Annotated in this window: 15 protein-coding genes and 1 pseudogene; 13 read left to right on the forward strand and 3 right to left on the reverse strand. The window is 58.5% G+C overall.

Annotation, left to right across the window (positions count from 1 at the left end):
• Positions 1-164 precede the first annotated feature (164 nt).
• On the forward strand, positions 165-1,070 hold the full coding sequence (locus tag J2857_RS19360) for a class I SAM-dependent methyltransferase (RefSeq protein WP_210011747.1): 906 nt from the start codon (positions 165-167) through the stop codon (positions 1,068-1,070).
• On the opposite strand, the gene J2857_RS19365 is transcribed toward J2857_RS19360, so the two are convergent.
• A complete protein-coding gene (locus tag J2857_RS19365) occupies positions 1,067-1,702 on the reverse strand; it encodes a class I SAM-dependent methyltransferase (RefSeq protein ID WP_210011748.1) in 636 nt (211 codons plus the stop codon). The genes J2857_RS19360 and J2857_RS19365 overlap by 4 nt on opposite strands.
• Before the next feature lie 380 nt (positions 1,703-2,082).
• A pseudogene (locus J2857_RS31495) lies at positions 2,083-2,322 on the reverse strand (transposase); the annotation flags it as partial.
• Between the two features lie 181 nt (positions 2,323-2,503).
• Between J2857_RS31495 and J2857_RS19375 the strand changes: the two are divergent.
• The 5 genes from J2857_RS19375 (at position 2,504) to rfbB (ending at position 8,512) form a co-directional block, all read left to right on the forward strand.
• A complete protein-coding gene (locus tag J2857_RS19375) occupies positions 2,504-4,342 on the forward strand; it encodes a hypothetical protein (RefSeq protein ID WP_210011749.1) in 1,839 nt (612 codons plus the stop codon).
• On the forward strand, positions 4,339-5,034 hold the full coding sequence (locus J2857_RS19380; RefSeq protein WP_210011750.1) for a WbqC family protein: 696 nt from the start codon (positions 4,339-4,341) through the stop codon (positions 5,032-5,034). The genes J2857_RS19375 and J2857_RS19380 overlap by 4 nt, the downstream gene beginning before the upstream one ends.
• A gap of 346 nt (positions 5,035-5,380) precedes the next feature.
• Positions 5,381-6,268: a glucose-1-phosphate thymidylyltransferase RfbA gene (gene rfbA, locus J2857_RS19385; protein WP_210011751.1), complete on the forward strand. Its 888-nt coding sequence runs from the start codon at positions 5,381-5,383 to the stop codon at positions 6,266-6,268.
• Complete coding sequence (gene rffA, locus J2857_RS19390) at positions 6,265-7,401, forward strand: dTDP-4-amino-4,6-dideoxygalactose transaminase (protein ID WP_210011752.1); 1,137 nt, start codon at positions 6,265-6,267, stop codon at positions 7,399-7,401. The genes rfbA and rffA overlap by 4 nt, the downstream gene beginning before the upstream one ends.
• 22 nt (positions 7,402-7,423) lie before the next feature.
• Entirely contained in the window at positions 7,424-8,512 is a 1,089-nt protein-coding gene (gene rfbB / locus J2857_RS19395) for a dTDP-glucose 4,6-dehydratase (protein WP_210011753.1), read from the forward strand.
• Positions 8,513-8,859: 347 nt separating this feature from the next.
• Here rfbB and J2857_RS31305 read toward each other — a convergent pair whose 3' ends face one another.
• A complete protein-coding gene (locus J2857_RS31305; RefSeq protein ID WP_281068642.1) occupies positions 8,860-9,144 on the reverse strand; it encodes a hypothetical protein in 285 nt (94 codons plus the stop codon).
• A gap of 239 nt (positions 9,145-9,383) precedes the next feature.
• Here J2857_RS31305 and J2857_RS19405 point away from each other — a divergent pair, with 239 nt between their 5' ends.
• Genes J2857_RS19405 through J2857_RS19435 form a run of 7 tightly spaced genes read left to right on the forward strand, consistent with a single transcriptional unit; the run spans position 9,384 to position 16,780 of the window.
• Positions 9,384-10,355 (forward strand): LysR family transcriptional regulator, encoded by a 972-nt coding sequence (locus J2857_RS19405; RefSeq protein ID WP_245363595.1) that lies wholly within the window; start codon positions 9,384-9,386, stop codon positions 10,353-10,355.
• 26 nt (positions 10,356-10,381) lie between these two features.
• Positions 10,382-11,842, forward strand: a complete 1,461-nt coding sequence (locus J2857_RS19410) for an NAD(P)-binding domain-containing protein (RefSeq protein ID WP_210011755.1) — start codon at positions 10,382-10,384, stop codon at positions 11,840-11,842.
• Positions 11,843-11,876: 34 nt separating this feature from the next.
• Positions 11,877-12,794: an ABC transporter permease gene (locus tag J2857_RS19415; protein WP_040124631.1), complete on the forward strand. Its 918-nt coding sequence runs from the start codon at positions 11,877-11,879 to the stop codon at positions 12,792-12,794.
• A gap of 9 nt (positions 12,795-12,803) precedes the next feature.
• On the forward strand, positions 12,804-13,661 hold the full coding sequence (locus J2857_RS19420) for an ABC transporter permease (RefSeq protein ID WP_210011756.1): 858 nt from the start codon (positions 12,804-12,806) through the stop codon (positions 13,659-13,661).
• Positions 13,658-14,848 carry a M24 family metallopeptidase gene (locus J2857_RS19425; protein WP_210011757.1) on the forward strand — a complete coding sequence of 397 codons (1,191 nt, stop codon included), beginning with the start codon at positions 13,658-13,660 and terminating at the stop codon, positions 14,846-14,848. The genes J2857_RS19420 and J2857_RS19425 overlap by 4 nt, the downstream gene beginning before the upstream one ends.
• 7 nt (positions 14,849-14,855) lie before the next feature.
• Positions 14,856-15,866, forward strand: coding sequence for an ABC transporter ATP-binding protein (locus tag J2857_RS19430; RefSeq protein WP_210011758.1), 1,011 nt, complete (start codon positions 14,856-14,858; stop codon positions 15,864-15,866).
• Complete coding sequence (locus J2857_RS19435) at positions 15,863-16,780, forward strand: ABC transporter ATP-binding protein (protein WP_210011759.1); 918 nt, start codon at positions 15,863-15,865, stop codon at positions 16,778-16,780. Before J2857_RS19430 ends, J2857_RS19435 begins: the two co-directional genes overlap by 4 nt.

A 16,780-nucleotide genomic window follows, 5' to 3' on the forward strand; every position in this document is an offset into this window, starting at 1 on the left:
AAGCGTCGTTCTACTGGGAGAGAATTTAAATGCACAGAGGATTCTCGGAATTTTCATAATATTACTCGGAGTTATACTTTGTAGTCAGTCGTAATAGATGCTGACTGATTGGTGCCACTAACACCATCCCTCCCTCTAAAAACGGCATAAAGTGCGGATACAAAATGAGGAAATATGAGGATATCGATCAATGGCTGGAAAAAGCCAGGGCGTATTTTTCTGTAAATGCTCCGCAGTTGCTCGGCATATTTGACACCTATTCCGCAGAAGCGCGATTTTCGGTTGACCATATCCGTGGGGACCTGGAATCTTTGCGCCCGGATGCGAAGATTCTAGAGGTTGGCGCAGGTTCCTTTCTGCTGACATGCTTTCTAAAGTCTGCAGGTTACCAGATCGTTGGACTTGAACCCGTCGGCGATGGATTTTCACACTTTGATCAAATGAGGACCTTGGTCCTTAGGTGCGCGGCTGAAGACGGTATTGAGCCCGAGTTTCTGGGGGCTTACGCGGAAGATTTGGACGTCGATCTAGTATATGATTATGCGTTCTCAATTAATGTGATGGAGCATGTGGGAAATGTCGATCGAGTCATCGAGCGGGTTGGGCGAGCGCTAAAACTGGGGTGTTTTTACAGATTCACCTGCGCAAACTATGCCTTTCCTTACGAACCGCATTTTAATATTCCGACCCTCTTCTCAAAAAGGTTAACACGTTACGTGTTTGACAGCCGGATCAGGTCCAAGGCGGACCTACTTGATAACGAGGGTATCTGGGCGTCGCTTAACTGGATCACGACCTCATCAGTCAAACGAGCGGTGCGTAGGATCCCTTCTCTCAACGTCAAAATGAATACGCATATGCTTGAAAAGGCAGTGAAGCGGCTTGCAACAGACCGTGAGTTCGCAGCTCGCAGATCTCCATTTATGCTTCGTTTCGTGGCTTTCTTAGTTGCAATTAAAGCGCATAAATTTTTCTGGATCGTACCCGCCGAAATTCAACCGCTAATCGATTGTTGGGTAGAGAAAATTTCAACACAGTCCCCGACTACACTGTCGCAGGTTGCAACCTAAGGGTCCTTGCGCACAATTATCGTAAACTCATACAATCCGTAGTCGTGGAGAAGCGCTACATTGCGCGAGAAGCGCCGCTTGCATATGTCAAAGAGCCTGAGCGGATCGGCATAATAAAGGTAGGATCGCATCTTTTCCGAGTCCGAGTATGACGTGAGGCAGTTGAACGCAAATCCCTTCCGCGACGAGGCATTCATCTTTTCTATGGTATGAATTATAGAGCTCAGCCAGTCCTCGTCCGATCGCTCGAGCCGCACGTTGAATATGCCCGACGCGACACAATAGTCCGAGGGCTCATCCAGGGAGTTCCCGACCAGGAACCGGAAATTTTGCTGGTTCTCGAACCGTGCGTTGGCAGCCGAAACCATCTGCTCGGAGATATCTATGCCCGTATATTGGAAATCGTGGTTCAGAGTTTTGAGATAGTCGACCAGCGCACCATATCCGCAACCGATGTCTCCTATTGTGTATGGAACTGTGGGGTCGACAACTTTTAGCAGTTGAGAGAACCGAAGGTTCTGGCCCGCCTCACCATTCCAATCCACGCCCGCTGCACGGTTTCCATGCGCTCGGAGCTTGTCGGAGTAATAATTTGCCACGTCGTTGAGGAGGTCGCCGTTTTCCAAAGTCATTCGATACACTCATGTCGTTATGGGCCGATCATGATAAACGTATCCGGTGCTTGAAAACAAACGTTATGTTTGACTTCGAGGTATCGGATCAACTCGATCGCGTCGCGCTCACTAGAGCATGTTCTGCGATCGATGAATCGATTGTGCTGTGACGACACGCGTCGAAGCTGATTCAACTGAATAGCCCCGAGTTTCGTAGACACCGTCAGGCCACGACGTTGTCATGGCAGTTCCCTCGGCGGCTTATCGAGTGAACCAGATTGTGGTGTTTCAGGAACGATGAACGATGCCCAGTCCATACTCGTGAACTGCTAGCCCTGGTCCGAATAGATCAGCACCTTGTCCTTCGGCTTGCGTCGCCACACGGCCATAAGCACGGCAGCTTTCTTTAGGATGTCTCGCTCCTCGGTGACGCGAGCCAGTTCCTTCTTCAGCCGCCTGATCTCTTCGACCTCGTCGTTGCCCTTGGCGTTCGACGCCGCAAACGTCTTCTTCCACTCGTAGAGAGAATGCTGGCTGACGCCGAGCCGCTGCGAAACCTCCGAAACCGGATAGCCTCGCTCCGTGATCTGGCGCACCGCGTCACGCTTAAACTCTTCGCTGAAATTCGATTTGCTCATGATGCTCTTCTTGCTTCAAAATTAGGAAAGAAGGCGTCTACAAATCTGGGAGCTGTTCAAACTCAAGTATGGAATCACCCATCGAAACGGGTTAAGAGGTCTCCAACATTCGGGGGGGCCGGTGATCGCGGGTAAACCGAGTAGGTTATCTGCAGTTGGGTATTGAGCAGTGAGTAGCCGAGTGGCTCTGAAGGATAAGACCAATAATCCGATGGTGGCAGTTACGCGCCGTGCAACGGCGGCCATTTCGGTTTTGGGAACATTGATGATTTTGGGCTGGCTTCTCAGATACAGCTTCTACGGACTCGACTTTACAGACGAAAGCTATTACCTCGTATGGATGTCGAACCCTTTTATCTATGAGGTTTCGGCAACGCAGTTTGGTTTTATTTACCGGCCTCTTTATATTCTCCTGAACGGCGATATTGCCTTGCTCAGGCAAGCCAACATAGTAATCACCTTCAGCTTGGGATGGTGTTTAGCTTATACTTACCTGGCTTCGCTCGCGCCTGAGGTCCGCCAAGGTCGTGTCGCCCTACATGTCACTGCCGCGGGGTTGGGCACCAGCTCCCTTGTCGTGTTCAGTACGTGGTTGGCCACCCCAAATTACAACAGCCTTGCATTTCAAGCGCTGATCGTCACCGCCATCGGCCTGTTGCTGGCTGACAAAGCAATTACTCATAAAAGCTTCGCTGGATGGATCACCATTGGCATTGGTGGCTGGTTGGCCTTTATGGCCAAGCCAAGTACTGCGGTTGCGTTGGCTGTCGGTATTTTGGCCTGCCTACTAGTATCGGGCAAGTTTTCGCTTCGATTGCTTTTGCTTACGGCGGCCACCGCTATCGGGCTTCTTTTGTTCAGTGCACTGATGATCGACGGATCGATATCGGGTTTCGCAAGGCGACTGCAGCTTGGAGTTGAGTTCGGAGGATATCTGGGCAGTGGTCACACCATGAGTCAAATCCTTCGCATCGACAATTTTCGAATCCGTGGCCCGGGGCAGCTAGCCATTCTGTCTGTCTTTGCAGCGACATTTGTTGCGATCTGGGGTGCCTGGTCTGAAAAATCAAAGGGGGCGATCGTCTCCCTGTCCGCATGTGCTTGTTTTTTTACGGTGACCGCATTGCTGGCCTTGAGCCAGGTTCACAAGGTAGCAGGTCTAGGAGAGTTCGAAGGGTTACTCATCTTTGGAGTGGTATTCGCCGCGGTTTTGACCGGCCTGATATTCGGCCGGCCCAAGCCATTGTGGTCTCTTTCCGCAGAGCAATGGGCGATAGCCACCCTCTTTTTGGTAATGCCGCACATCTATGCGTTTGGAACGAACAGGAACTATTGGGAGAATGGAGCCTGGGCGGGCATTTTCTGGCTCCTTGCAGGCGTAACGCTGCTGCGGCCAGTTGTTTCCGAACTTGGAAACTGGTCGTTTGCAATGCCACTTGCGCTGGCTACTCAGACTGTCACGGCAGTCCTCCTGCAGACTGGGCTGGAACAGCCTCAGCGCCAAACTCAGCCTCTCAGGCTTAACGAAACTACTTTGGAAATCGGACCGCAACGGTCCGCTTTGGTATTATCCGCAGGGTATGCGACTTATATAGCTGACGCGGTGGCGGCCGCCCAAAATGGCGGTTTCGAACCCGATACCCCAGTGATAGATTTATCAGGCCAGTCGCCGGGCATTCTTTATGCTATCGGTGCAAAAAATATTGGCCAAGCTTGGATCATAGGTGGATATCCAGGCAGCCTGAAGCTTGCTAAGGCCGCGCTGGACCATGTTCCGTGCGAAGAGATTGCGGAGGCGTGGGTTCTCTTTGAGCCCGATGGCCCGCGGAGCATTCCGACGGAACTCATGTCGAGTTTGGGAACTGCTTTTCCTCAAGGCTATCAGGAGGTAGGTACTTGGCGGACTGCAGAAGGCGCAGGCGGCTATGATGCCAGCCGTGCCCAAGAACTTTATAAGCCGACGGCACCGACTGAGGCTTTGAGTGCCTGCCGAGCCATTCGAGCGAAGGAAATGAAGTGAAGAAGGTGGCTATCGTCCAGTCCAACTACATCCCGTGGAAGGGCTATTTCGACATGATCGCCGCGGTGGATGAGTTCATACTCTACGACGACATGCAATATACCCGACGCGATTGGCGCAATCGGAACCAAATCAAAACGCCCCAAGGGGTTCAATGGCTCACGGTTCCCGTCCGTGTTAAGGGGAAGTACCTCCAGAAAATCCGGGAAACGGACATAGAGGGCACTGAATGGGCGAGTGCCCACTGGAAGAGCCTAGTCCAGAACTATCGTCGTGCCCCACACTTTGAGGAAATCGCTGTGTGGTTGGAGCCGCTTTACCTGAATGAATCGCCAACTCGCCTTTCGCAGCTCAACCGTCGATTCATCGAGGCAATATGCGATTATCTTTCGATCCAAACCGTGATTTCCAATTCGTGGGACTACAGGTTGGTGGATGGAAAGACAGAGCGTCTGGCAGAGCTTTGTGCGCAAGCTGGTGGCACAAGGTACGTATCTGGCCCCGCGGCAAAAGACTATGTAGATGAAGAAGTCTTCAAAGAGCGAGGAATAGAGCTTACCTGGTTCGACTATACGGGGTACCCGGAATATCCCCAGCTCTGGGGCGGGTTCACTCATGGCGTGACGATCCTTGATCTGCTGTTCAATTGCGGGTCCGAATCGAGCAGAAAGATGAAATGGGTGCATCCGTGAGGCTGTCTCTCGTAAGCACCATGTATCGATCAGCCCAGTATCTGGAGTCATTTATCTGCCGGAGTACGGCGGAGTGCCAACTTCCTGGGAGAGGTGTTCTGGAAGGCGATAAACTTCATGTCGAGCGTGAGGATACCCGCATAATCCGATGGCATGCCGGTTGATGACCCGCGACTATGTCAACGATGGGTATTGCGTGCGGAAAGTGTTCCCATCAGAACTGGTTTGAATCTTCCGCTGGGTGGTTCACTACTGCTCGTCGCCAGAAAGATGTGAAAGCTACCATCTTTCAGCATGGGAGGTTTTTTATCCAATCGAGGCCGATCGTGTCGGTGAGGAGACATGAATGAAAGCGATTGTTCTTGCTGGCGGCGCGGGCTCGCGGCTGTATCCCCTGACGCAAGTCTCCAGTAAGCAGCTACAGGCTGTTTTCGACAAGCCTATGATCTATTACCCTCTGACCGTTCTGATCGCGTCAGGGGTCAGGGAATTCTGCCTCATTGCGACGCCAGACGACTTGCCTCGGTACCGGAATTTGCTTGGGGATGGCGGTCAGTGGGGAGTGGCAATCCAGTATCGCGAGCAGCCGAGACCAGAAGGAATTGCGCAAGCATTTTTGATTGCGGCGGATTTCGTAGGCTCCGATGAGGTGATCCTGATGCTGGGGGACAATATCTTTTCCGGCGGCGACGATTTTCCCCGGGCGGTCTCCAGCTTTACGGGTGGTGCAACAATTTTTGCCTACCATGTCAAGGATCCTGAGCGCTATGGCGTGGTGGAGTTCGACCGGAACGGAAAGGCGATCTCCATTGAAGAGAAGCCCCAGCATCCCAAAAGCAGCTACGCCGTCCCTGGTGTGTATGTCTACGATAACAGCGTGCTGGACATTGCGAAGGCGGTAAAACCGTCCATCCGCGGCGAGTTGGAGATCACGGATATCAATCTGGAGTACCTGAGGCTCGGCAAGCTACAGGTGCGGCGCTTGAGCCGCGGCTTTGCCTGGCTTGACGCCGGTACCAGCACCGCGCTGCACGAAGCTTCCTCCTACATCGAGGCGATCGAGCGACGGCAAGGCGTGAAGATCGGCTGTCCGGAAGAGGCGGCCCTGGTGAGAGGGTTCCTCAGCATTGCCCAATTTGAAACCTTGATCGAGCGCATGCCGGCATGCGAGTACAGCGACTATCTGCGCGGCGTCGCCGACGAGTGGCACAGGCTTCAGGGGGATAAGCAGTGAGCGAAAAAATCGAGTTCAACCGGCCGTTCATGACCGGTAAGGAGCTATATTACATTGCGGAAGCCAAGTTCGGCAACATGCTCGCTGGTGACGGTCCTTTCACGAAGCGTTGCCACGAGTGGCTGAAAAACAAAAGTGGATGCGTCAAACCGCTGCTGACGCACTCGTGCACCGCCGCACTGGAGATGGCGGCATTGCTTCTCGACATCGAGCCTGGTGACGAGATCATCATGCCTTCGTACACGTTCGTCTCGACCGCCAATGCATTCGTGCTGCGCGGCGGCGTTCCGGTGTTCGTCGATATCCGGGAAGACACCTTGAACCTGAACGAACGCCTGATCGAGTCGGCTATCACCTCGCGCACTCGCGCCATCGCCCCGGTTCATTATGCGGGTGTCGCCTGCGAGATGGACACCATCATGAGCATTGCCAAACGCCATGGCCTCAAGGTCGTGGAAGATGCGGCACAGGGCGTGATGGCAGCCTATAAGGGCCGGGCACTGGGCAGCATCGGCGATCTCGGGGCCTACAGCTTTCACGAAACCAAGAATGTAATTTCAGGGGAAGGTGGAGCCCTGCTGGTAAACGACCCCGCTCTGGCGGTGCGCGCTGAAATCATCCGCGAAAAAGGGACGGACCGTGGTCGGTTTTTCCGGGGTGAGGTCGATAAATACACTTGGCAGGAGGTGGGTTCTTCGTTCTTGCCGGGCGAGCTGATCGCGGCTTTCCTATGTGCCCAGCTTGAAGAAGCCGAGCGCATCACCAATCACCGCTTGAGCATCTGGCAACATTATCACACGCTTCTTGAACCGCTTGAGGCCAAAGGATTGCTTCGCCGGCCCATCGTCCCGGACGATTGCCAGCACAATGCCCACATGTATTACGTTTTGCTGGCGCCGGAGATCGATCGTCAGAAGGTACTCAGTGAGCTGAAGAGGAGCGATATCTTCTCGGTCTTCCATTATGTGCCCCTGCACTCTTCGCCCGCCGGAAAACGGTATGGCCGCACGCATGGCGACCTGCAGGTGACCAACATCCAGTCGGAAAGGCTGGTGCGTCTGCCCTTGTGGGTTGATCTGACGGCTGAGCAGCAGGAACACGTTGTCAGGGTCTTGAAAGATGCCATCGGCTGACCCCACAAGAGCATCGACGGGAATGAAAATTCTGGTGACGGGCGGGGCCGGTTTTATCGGGTCGGCAGTTATCCGCCATATCATCCAGAATACCGGCGACTCGGTGGTCAACGTCGACAAGCTGACCTATGCCGGCAATCTCGATAACCTTCGTTCAATCGAGGGATCGAGCCGTTATATGTTCGAGCACGTCGATATCTGCAATCGGCCTCAGCTGAAGCGGGTATTCCGCCGGCATCTCCCAGATGCCGTCATGCACCTTGCAGCAGAGAGCCATGTTGACCGGTCCATCGACGGTCCCGCGGCCTTTATCGAGACCAACATCATTGGCACCTACACCCTGCTTGAGGTGGCCCGAACTTATTGGCAGGGATTGGGCGCCGAGCGTCGGCAGGCCTTCCGATTCCATCACATCTCTACCGATGAAGTTTACGGCGACCTGCCTCATCCAGCGGATACCGTAGACGCCCACCACCACCTCTTTACCGAAAACACCGGTTATGCCCCCAGCAGCCCATACTCGGCGAGCAAGGCCAGTTCCGATCATCTGGTTCGCGCCTGGATGCGAACATATGGCCTGCCGGTTCTGGTGACCAACTGCTCCAACAATTATGGCCCTTACCATTTCCCGGAGAAGCTGATCCCGCTGGTGATCCTAAACGCGTTGGAGGGGAAGCCCCTGCCGGTCTATGGATCTGGCGATCAGATACGTGACTGGCTTTACGTCGAGGACCACGCGCGTGCGCTTCACAAGGTCGTCAGCGAAGGCCAGGTTGGGTCGACCTACAATATTGGCGGCCATAATGAAAAACAGAATTTGGAGGTTGTCAGAATAATCTGCGATGTCCTGCAACAGCTGGCTCCTCCTGGTATCGACCATCCTGTGAGAGACTACAGGTCGCTGATCACCCACGTGCAGGACCGGCCCGGGCACGATCGCCGATATGCCATCGATGCGAGCAAGATCAAACAAGAGTTGGGTTGGCAACCGACCGAGACATTCGAGACCGGCATCCAGAAGACCGTACGGTGGTATCTGGACAATTTGGACTGGTGCCGTCACGTGCAGGACGGCAGCTATCAACGAGAGCGACTGGGGCAGGTCAGGTAGGTTCGATAGCCGATGCCATTGGGGCTCAATACTAAGCTATGTCGGGGCGGCTCTCGGGAGCTGAACTAGCGAGGCGCATGAAATCTGTACTCTATCCGAACCAGTTTCCAAGCATGTTTTCGCAATTGACGCATCAACGTTCATGCAGGAGAACGTCGCTTGATGCATCAGCGTCAACGCAGTAGCATTGTAGAGCTTCGCCAAGCATCTCGACGCACGCAGCGTCAAAGGAAGACCCCGTGCCTGCCGTCACCGTTGCGAACCCCAAGGGTGGGGCCGGGAAGTTACGCGCCGCTCGTTCTCGCAACCACATTGACCCAGCAGGGAAGTGAGCCCCTCGGGCTGGATCACGGGCGGCATTGATCTTTCGCTCTGCCGTTGTTGACGACTTCACCCGCTGGTCGCCGATACGTCGCTCTCAGGTCGGCGGCTTGCGCGGGGAACTCGATGCCGTCATCGCCCGACGAGGGAAGCCGCGAACGATTGTCTCCGACAATGGCACGGAGATGACGAGCATGGCCATTCTCGAATGGTGCCAAAGCACTCATTGTTGAGTTGATTTCCACTGAGAACTGATCCGGCGTTTCCACCAAGAATTTTGGCTGCCATTCAAATTCCGCGGTGATTTTCATCCACGCTAGCCTGCCGGCGGAAGGGTGCAAGATGGCCGTGCAGTGACCTCGCCAAAGGACGCGCCAATCTCGTGGTTGGCGGGACTGTGGTCATTACATTCCACAATGCGGGCATCTGGCGCATAGAACATGCGGAAAGGTCACGTAATAGGCAAAAATTTCGGTTGCTTAAAAAGAGAACCATGCAATATTTGAATTGATAAAACTCAATGCTGCACTTTCCGCATTATAGGCCGGCCATGGAAATCAAACAGCTCGAAGTCTTCCTCGCTGTCATGTCGGCGGGCAGCATCACCGCCGCCGCCCGCCTGCTCGACCGCTCGCAGTCGCAGGTGACGCGACTCATCCAGGAACTCGAATCCTCGTTGGGCTTTGCGCTATTTGATCGCAACGGCCCCCGCATCACGCCGACGTCGCGGGCGATCGCCTTTCATTCCGACGCGGAGCGTTTCCTGACCGGCATCGGCCAGCTGAAGGAGCGCGCCAGGAATATCCTTTCGCAAGAGCCGGCGCCGATCGAGATCGCTGCGATCCCGGCATTTGCCAGTGGGATCGTGCCGCTGGCGCTCGCGGAAATGTCGTTCGGCCTCATTCCGAGAAACGTGCATCTGCGCAGCATTTCGGCCGAGGCGGCCGTCCAGTCGGTGCTTGCCCGCACCGCGGATTTCTGCGTCGCCTCGCTGCCGGTGGAACATCCGGGCCTTGATGTACATGGCCTGTTTCAGGCGCCTTGCGTTGCAGCGGTGGCCGCCGACGACCCCCTGGCGGACAAAGACGTCATCTCGGTTCGCGACCTGGCCGATCGTTGCCTCGTCACCATGGCCAATCCCTTCCGGTTGCGCCGCCGCGTCAACCAGGCGCTGCAGACGGCCGACGTCCGGCCATCGCGCGTCGTCGATACCAATGCGGCGCTGAATGCGTTGCAGCTTGCCTCCACCGGTTTCGGGGTCTCCATCGTGGAGCCCGCGACCGCCTACGGCCTGCAGCTCAAGAACGTCGAGATCCGGCCGCTCGATGTCGACATCCCGTTTCTCTGGGGCATTTTCTCGGCCGCTTCCAAGCCGCTTTCGGAAGGTGTTCTGGAGCTCATCCAGTTGATCATCAGGATGTCGGCCGCCCGCATACCGGGCTTCGTGGCGCATGATCCCGGCCATATCGAACGCGTGGCGGATGCCACTTTCGGCGCCGGCGCGAACGTACAGGAGCAGTGATTTTGAAGGCGCAGGACGCACAGCGGATGAAAGGCCTGGAAGCGCTTGAACAGCGGCTTGCCGAGGACCTGTCGTTTCTCGAACTTCCTCCCAAGGAGTGGGTGCCGGCGACCGAATATGATGGTGTCCAGGTTTTCGACACCGTCGTAATCGGCGCCGGCATGTGCGGCCTGGTGGCGACCGCCTCGCTGAAAATGCTCGGGCTCCATAACGTCGTTTGCCTCGACCGCTCCCCCGCAGGGCAGGAGGGTCCGTGGGTGACGTTCGCGCGCATGGAAACGCTGCGGTCTCCCAAACAGCTGCCGGGGCCGGCGCTCGGCCTGCCGGCGCTGACATTCAGGGCGTGGTTTGTTTCGCAGTTCGGCGCGCAGGCATGGGACGCGCTCGGCAAGATCCCCAAATCGCAGTGGATGGACTACCTGATCTGGTACCGCCGCGTGCTTCAGCTGCCGGTCCGCAATCTCGTCACCGTCACCGAGATGATCTCGGTCAGCCAAGACCTGATCGCTCTCGATGTGTCGGATGCGCAAACCGGCAGGCAGGAACGGCTTTATGCCCGGCACGTGGTACTGGCGACCGGCCGCGACGGCCTCGGCGGCGGTTACGTGCCGGAATTCGTCGAGCGGGTGCGGCCGAAATTCTGGGCCCATTCCGCCGACGAGATCGATTTTTCCGCCCTGAAGGGCAAGCGCATCGCGGTCGTCGGGGCCGGGGCCTCGGCCATGGACAATGCCGCCACCGCGCTCGAAACCGGTGCCGGCCAGGTCGATATGATCATCCGGCGCAAGGAACTGCCTCGCATCAACAAGTTCACCGGCATCGCCAGCCAGGGTGTCGTCCACGGTTTTGCCGGCCTCAGCGATGCGTGGAAATGGAAATTTCTCGACTATGTGCTCGGTGCCCAGACGCCGCCTCCGCGCGATTCCACCCTGCGGGTGTCGCAACATCAAAACAGCCGGTTTTTCCTCGGCACGGCGGTGACCGGCCTGCGGGAAAGCGGCGATCATATCGTCGTCGAAACCAGCCGCGGCGAATTCGACTATGATTTCGCGATCTTCGCCACGGGCTTTCGGGTCGATCTCGATCGCCGCCCCGAACTCAGACATTTCGCGCCTTACATTCAGTTCTGGAGCGACGTCTTCACGCCCGAAAAGGGCACGGAAAATGGCGAGCTCGCCACGTCTCCCTATCTCGGTCCCGATTTCGAATTTCTCGAAAAGGTCCCCGGCAGCTGCCCGTCGCTGCGTCTTGTCCATTGCTTCAACTACCCGGCCTCGCTCAGCCACGGCAAGTTGTCGGGTGACATACCGGCGGTCAGCGACGGCGGGCGTCGGCTTGCGCGCGGCATCGCCCGCAATCTCTTCGTCGCCGACCGCGAAACCCATTTCGCCAATCTCGTCGCCTTTGAAACGCCGGAGCTGCTCGGCGACGAGTGGACGGATTCCGCCGCGCTGATCCCGGCCATCCTCAAGGGAGCGGCCGAATGACGACCGCCGTTCTCCATCGCACGAGGGCCTGGCCGTGACCCGCTATCTCGTCGGCAAGCTGGCAGAATCGCTGCTCGCCATATGGGGCGTGGTCACGATCGTTTTTTTCGTGAGCCGCGTCCTCGGCGACCCGGCCGTGCTTCTGCTTCCGGTCGGCGCCGGCCAGCAGGACCTCGACGCGCTCCGGGCCTCGCTTGGCCTCGATCGCCCGATCCTCGAACAATATCTCATCTCCGTTCTGGCCATGGTCCGGGGTGATTTCGGCATATCGTTCCAGCACCAGCGCCCCGCCATGGACGTCGTTCTCGAACGCATGCCGGTAACCGCCACGCTCGCCGGTACCGCGCTTTTGTTCGGAACGCTGATCGGAGCGGTGGCCGGTGCCATCGCGGCGCTGAAACGCGGCACCATCTCGGAATTCATCGTCATGGTGGCCGCTCTTCTGGGCCAGGCGACACCGGTTTTCTGGCTCGGCATCATGCTGATCCTGGTATTTTCGGTCGATCTCGGCTGGTTCCCGACGGGTGGCTCGGGAACGATCGCCCATCTGGTGCTGCCTGGACTGACGTTGTCGGTCTTCGTGTCGGCCTCGATCGCCCGTCTGCTCCGCTCGTCGCTGCTCGACATCATGCGTGAGGACTATGTTCGGACCGCGCGGGCCAAGGGCCTGCTGCCGCGCACCGTGTTCTTCTGGCACATCGCGCGAAACGCGCTGATCCCGGTGATTACGATGATCGGCATCATCGCCGGCGAGCTTCTCGGGGGATCGGTGGTCATCGAAACCGTGTTCGCCTGGCCTGGCGTCGGGCGCATCATCATGCAGGCGATCCAGGCCCAGGATTTCCCGGTCATCCAGGCAGGGGTTGCACTGGTCGCCGCCATCTTCATCGTCGTCAACCTGTTGGTCGATCTGCTCTATGGCGTGCTCGATCCGCGCATCCGTCGGCGATAGGTGCGGCCCATGAAAGCGTTCTTCCTCGCCCTCCTGAAAAGCCGCGCCGGACTGTTCGGTTTCCTGCTGGTCTCGGTCTTCGTGCTGGCCGCAATTCTCGCGCCCTATCTCGGCCTGCCGGTGCCGACGCGGTCCAATCTCCTTGCCCGCATGGTGGCTCCCACCTGGACGGGATTGTTTTCGCCCGGCGCCCACCCACTCGGCACCGACGAGCTCGGTCGCGATATCCTGTCTCGCATCGTTCACGGCAGCCGGATCACGCTGGCGATTGCGGCCGCGGCCGTCATCCTGGGCGGCATCGTCGGCACGCTGCTCGGCATTGTCGCCGGTTACTATCGCGGCATGGTCGATCGCGTTCTGATGCGCATTGTCGATATCCAGCTCGCCTTGCCGCTGATGCTCCTGGCCCTTCTGGTGGTTGCGGCGCTCGGACCCTCGACCCGCAACCTCGTCATCGTGCTCGCCCTGACGAGCTGGCTACGCTACGCCCGCATCATCCGCGGCCAGGTGCTTGCCCTTCGCGAACGCGAGTTCATCCTGTCGGCGCATGCCATCGGTGCGGGGACCTGGCGCATCATGCTCAAGCACCTGCTGCCGAACGTCATGACCCCGGCGCTGGTGATCGCCACGCTGGAACTCGCCCGCATCATCATCATGGACGCGGCGCTCTCGTTTCTCGGCCTCGGCGTCCAGCCGCCCAATCCGAGCTGGGGCCGCATGCTGGCCGACGGCCGCGTCTACATCTCGACTGCCTGGTGGATCGTCACCTTCCCCGGCATCGCCATTCTCCTGACTGTGCTCAGCGTCAACCTTCTGGGTGACTGGCTGCGCGATCATTTCGATCCGAAATTGAGGACCATGCGATGAACCAGCTTTCCCGTTCCACGTTACCGCCCCGCGTCGGACGCCTGAAGGCCGGCATGACCAGGCTGGGCGTCGATGTCATCGTCTCCTTCAAACCGGAAAACAGCTTCTATTTCACCGGCTTCAACCCGATCATCTATTCCCATCCGGTGATCGCCATCCTGACCCCGGACGATGACCCGATCATGCTCGTGCATGCGTTGCGCGACGATCACGGCCGCGCCAGCGCCTGGGTGCCGGATATCCGCCTCTACGGCTCCTGGTCGACCAAGGTCACCATGGGGCCGAACTGGCAGGATGCGCTGGCCTCGATCCTTGCCGATCTCGGCGTGGCCGGCAAGACCGTTGGCATCGAGGAGGAATTCATCTCGATCCAGCGGGCCGGTCAGCTGCGCAAGGCGCTGCCGGACGCGGCATTCGCCGATGTCAGTCATCTGATCGACCATTGCCGCCTGATCAAGGATCCTGACGAGATCGCCAATGCCCGCATCGCCGCGCGGGCGGCCGATCTTGGCATGGATACGGCAGTCGCAACGCTTGCCGCCGGCGGTAACGAGCGGGAGGTCGCCATCGCCTCCATGCATGCGATGAACACGCTGTGGACCGCCGAATATCCCGATGTCGAGGTCTGCGACTTCGGCTCGCTGGAAGGCGGGGTCCAGAACGGCATGGCCACCTGGGTGCTTTCGGGGCCACGCATGTTCTACAATTGCGACAACCCCACCCAGCGCAAGCCTCAGCGCGGTGAGGCCGTCTCGGTGCTGATCTGGACGATCGCCAACGGCATCCACGCCGAAAACGAGCGCACCGTCGCGATGGGGCCGCTGCCGGACGTCAACAAGCGGGCGCTCGACGCCATTCTCGAAATCCGCCAAGAGGTCGATGCCCTGATCAGGCCCGGCACGCCCTACAAGGACCTGTTCGAAAAGACCCGCGAGGGACTGAAGGCGCGCGGTTACGGTGCCAACATCCCGGGTCGTATCGGCCATGGGATCGGGCTTGGTGCGCACGAGCATTCCTCGCTCGACGCGTCGTCTTCGCTTGTCCTCGAACCGGGCATGATCTTCACCTTCGAGCCCAATATCCGCGTTCCCGGCGTCTGCGCGACGCAGATCTCCGATACCGTTCTCGTCACCGAGACCGGCCGCGAGTATCTGACCCGCTCGGCCGGCGGCTATCTGGAGGTCTGAGCGTCCGATGGCACCGCTGCTCGAGGTCCGCAATCTTACCGTCGCGTTCGACACGCCGGCCGGCACCGTGCATGCCGTCAACGACGTGTCCTACAGCCTGGAAGAGGGCGAGACGCTCGGCATCGTCGGCGAATCCGGCTCGGGCAAGAGTGTCCATGCCCTGTCGATGGTCGGGCTGATCGCAACACCGCCCGGCCGTATCGTCCGCGGCGAAGTCCTGTTCAACGGTCGCGACCTGCTGGCACTGACGCAACGCGACCTGTTCGAAGTGCGGGGCAAGGAAATCGGCTTCGTCTTCCAGGACCCGATGACCTCGCTCAATCCGGTCCTGACCATCGAGCGGCAGATCGCCGAGCCGCTGCGGCGGCATTTCGGCATGTCGGCAAGCCAGGCGCGGACCCGCGTCGTCGAACTTCTCGAACTTGTCGGCATCCCCGATGCCGCCCGCCGCGCCAAACAATATCCGCACGAGTTTTCCGGCGGCATGCGCCAGCGGGTGATGATTGCGATCGGCATTTCGTGCAATCCGAAGCTGCTGATCGCCGACGAGGCGACCACGGCGCTCGACGTCACCGTTCAGGCGCAGATCCTCGATCTGGTGCGCGATCTCAAGAAGAAGATCGGTACCACCGTCATCTGGATCACCCACGACATGGGCGTCGTCGCCGGCCTCGCCGATACGGTTCAGGTCATGTATGGCGGCCGGATCATGGAGCGCGGCCCGGTCCGCGCCGTGTTCCACGATCCCCGCAACGCCTATACCTGGGGCCTTCTGAAGTCGCTGCCGCATGGCGGCCGTCGAGGCGTGACCCGGCTTTACCAGATCCCCGGCAATCCGCCGGACCTGACCAAGGAGCCGATCGGCGATCCTTTCGCGCCGCGCAATCCCTTCGCGACCGAGCGCTGCCGCATCGAGACGCCGCCGCTTGGCGAAGTCGAGGGCAGCGTTGCCGGCCACAAGGCGGCCGCCTGGTACGATCTTCGTGCCGAGCTTGCCGCCACGCAGGTGCAGCCATGAGCGAGAGCACCATGAAGCCGCTGGTTTCGGTCCAGAACCTCTGCAAGACCTATGGCGGCGAGAAGCGTTTGTTCGGCGGTTCGACGCAGGCACTGAAGGCCGTCGACAATGTCAGCTTCGACATCGAGCCCGGCGAGACGCTCGGCCTTGTCGGCGAATCCGGCTCGGGCAAGAGCACGACCGGCCGTGTGCTGCTCCAGCTCGAGGCGCCGACCAGCGGCGACATCCTCTACAAGGGCGAGAATATCACCGGCCTGAGCAAGCCGACGTTGAAGCCTTACCGGCGCGACATGCAGGTCATCTTCCAGGATCCCTATGCCTCGCTCAATCCGCGCATGACGGTGGGCGAATTTGTCGGTGAGCCGCTGGAGGTTCATAAACTGGGCGGTTCCCGCCGCGAGCGTGAGGATCGGGTCGCCTCGCTGTTTACCAAAGTCGGCCTCGATCCGTCCTTCATGAAGCGTTATCCGCACGAGTTTTCCGGCGGCCAGCGCCAGCGCGTCAATATCGCGCGGGCGATCGCGCTCAATCCCGCCTTCATCGTGGCCGACGAGCCGATCACCGCACTCGACGTGTCCATCCAGGCGCAGATCGTCAACCTCTTCCAGGATCTGCAGGACGAGCTCGGATTGACCTACCTGTTCATCGCCCACGACCTGTCGATGATCCGTTATCTCTGCCACCGGGTGGCGGTCATGCTGCGCGGGCGCATCGTCGAAATCGGCCCCTGCGACGCGATTTTCGAAAACCCGCAGCATGCATATACGAAGGCGCTGCTTTCGGCGATCCCGGTTCCCGACCCGGATATCGAACGGAATCGCCGCCCGCTCGTCTTCGACGTCGGCGCCAACCTGCCGCCGGAGGACGCCGTTCTGCGCCCCGTCGGCAACCGTCATTTCGTGCTGGAGGCTTGA

This window comes from Neorhizobium galegae (assembly GCF_017877055.1).
In the GTDB taxonomy this organism is placed as follows: domain Bacteria; phylum Pseudomonadota; class Alphaproteobacteria; order Rhizobiales; family Rhizobiaceae; genus Neorhizobium; species Neorhizobium galegae_D.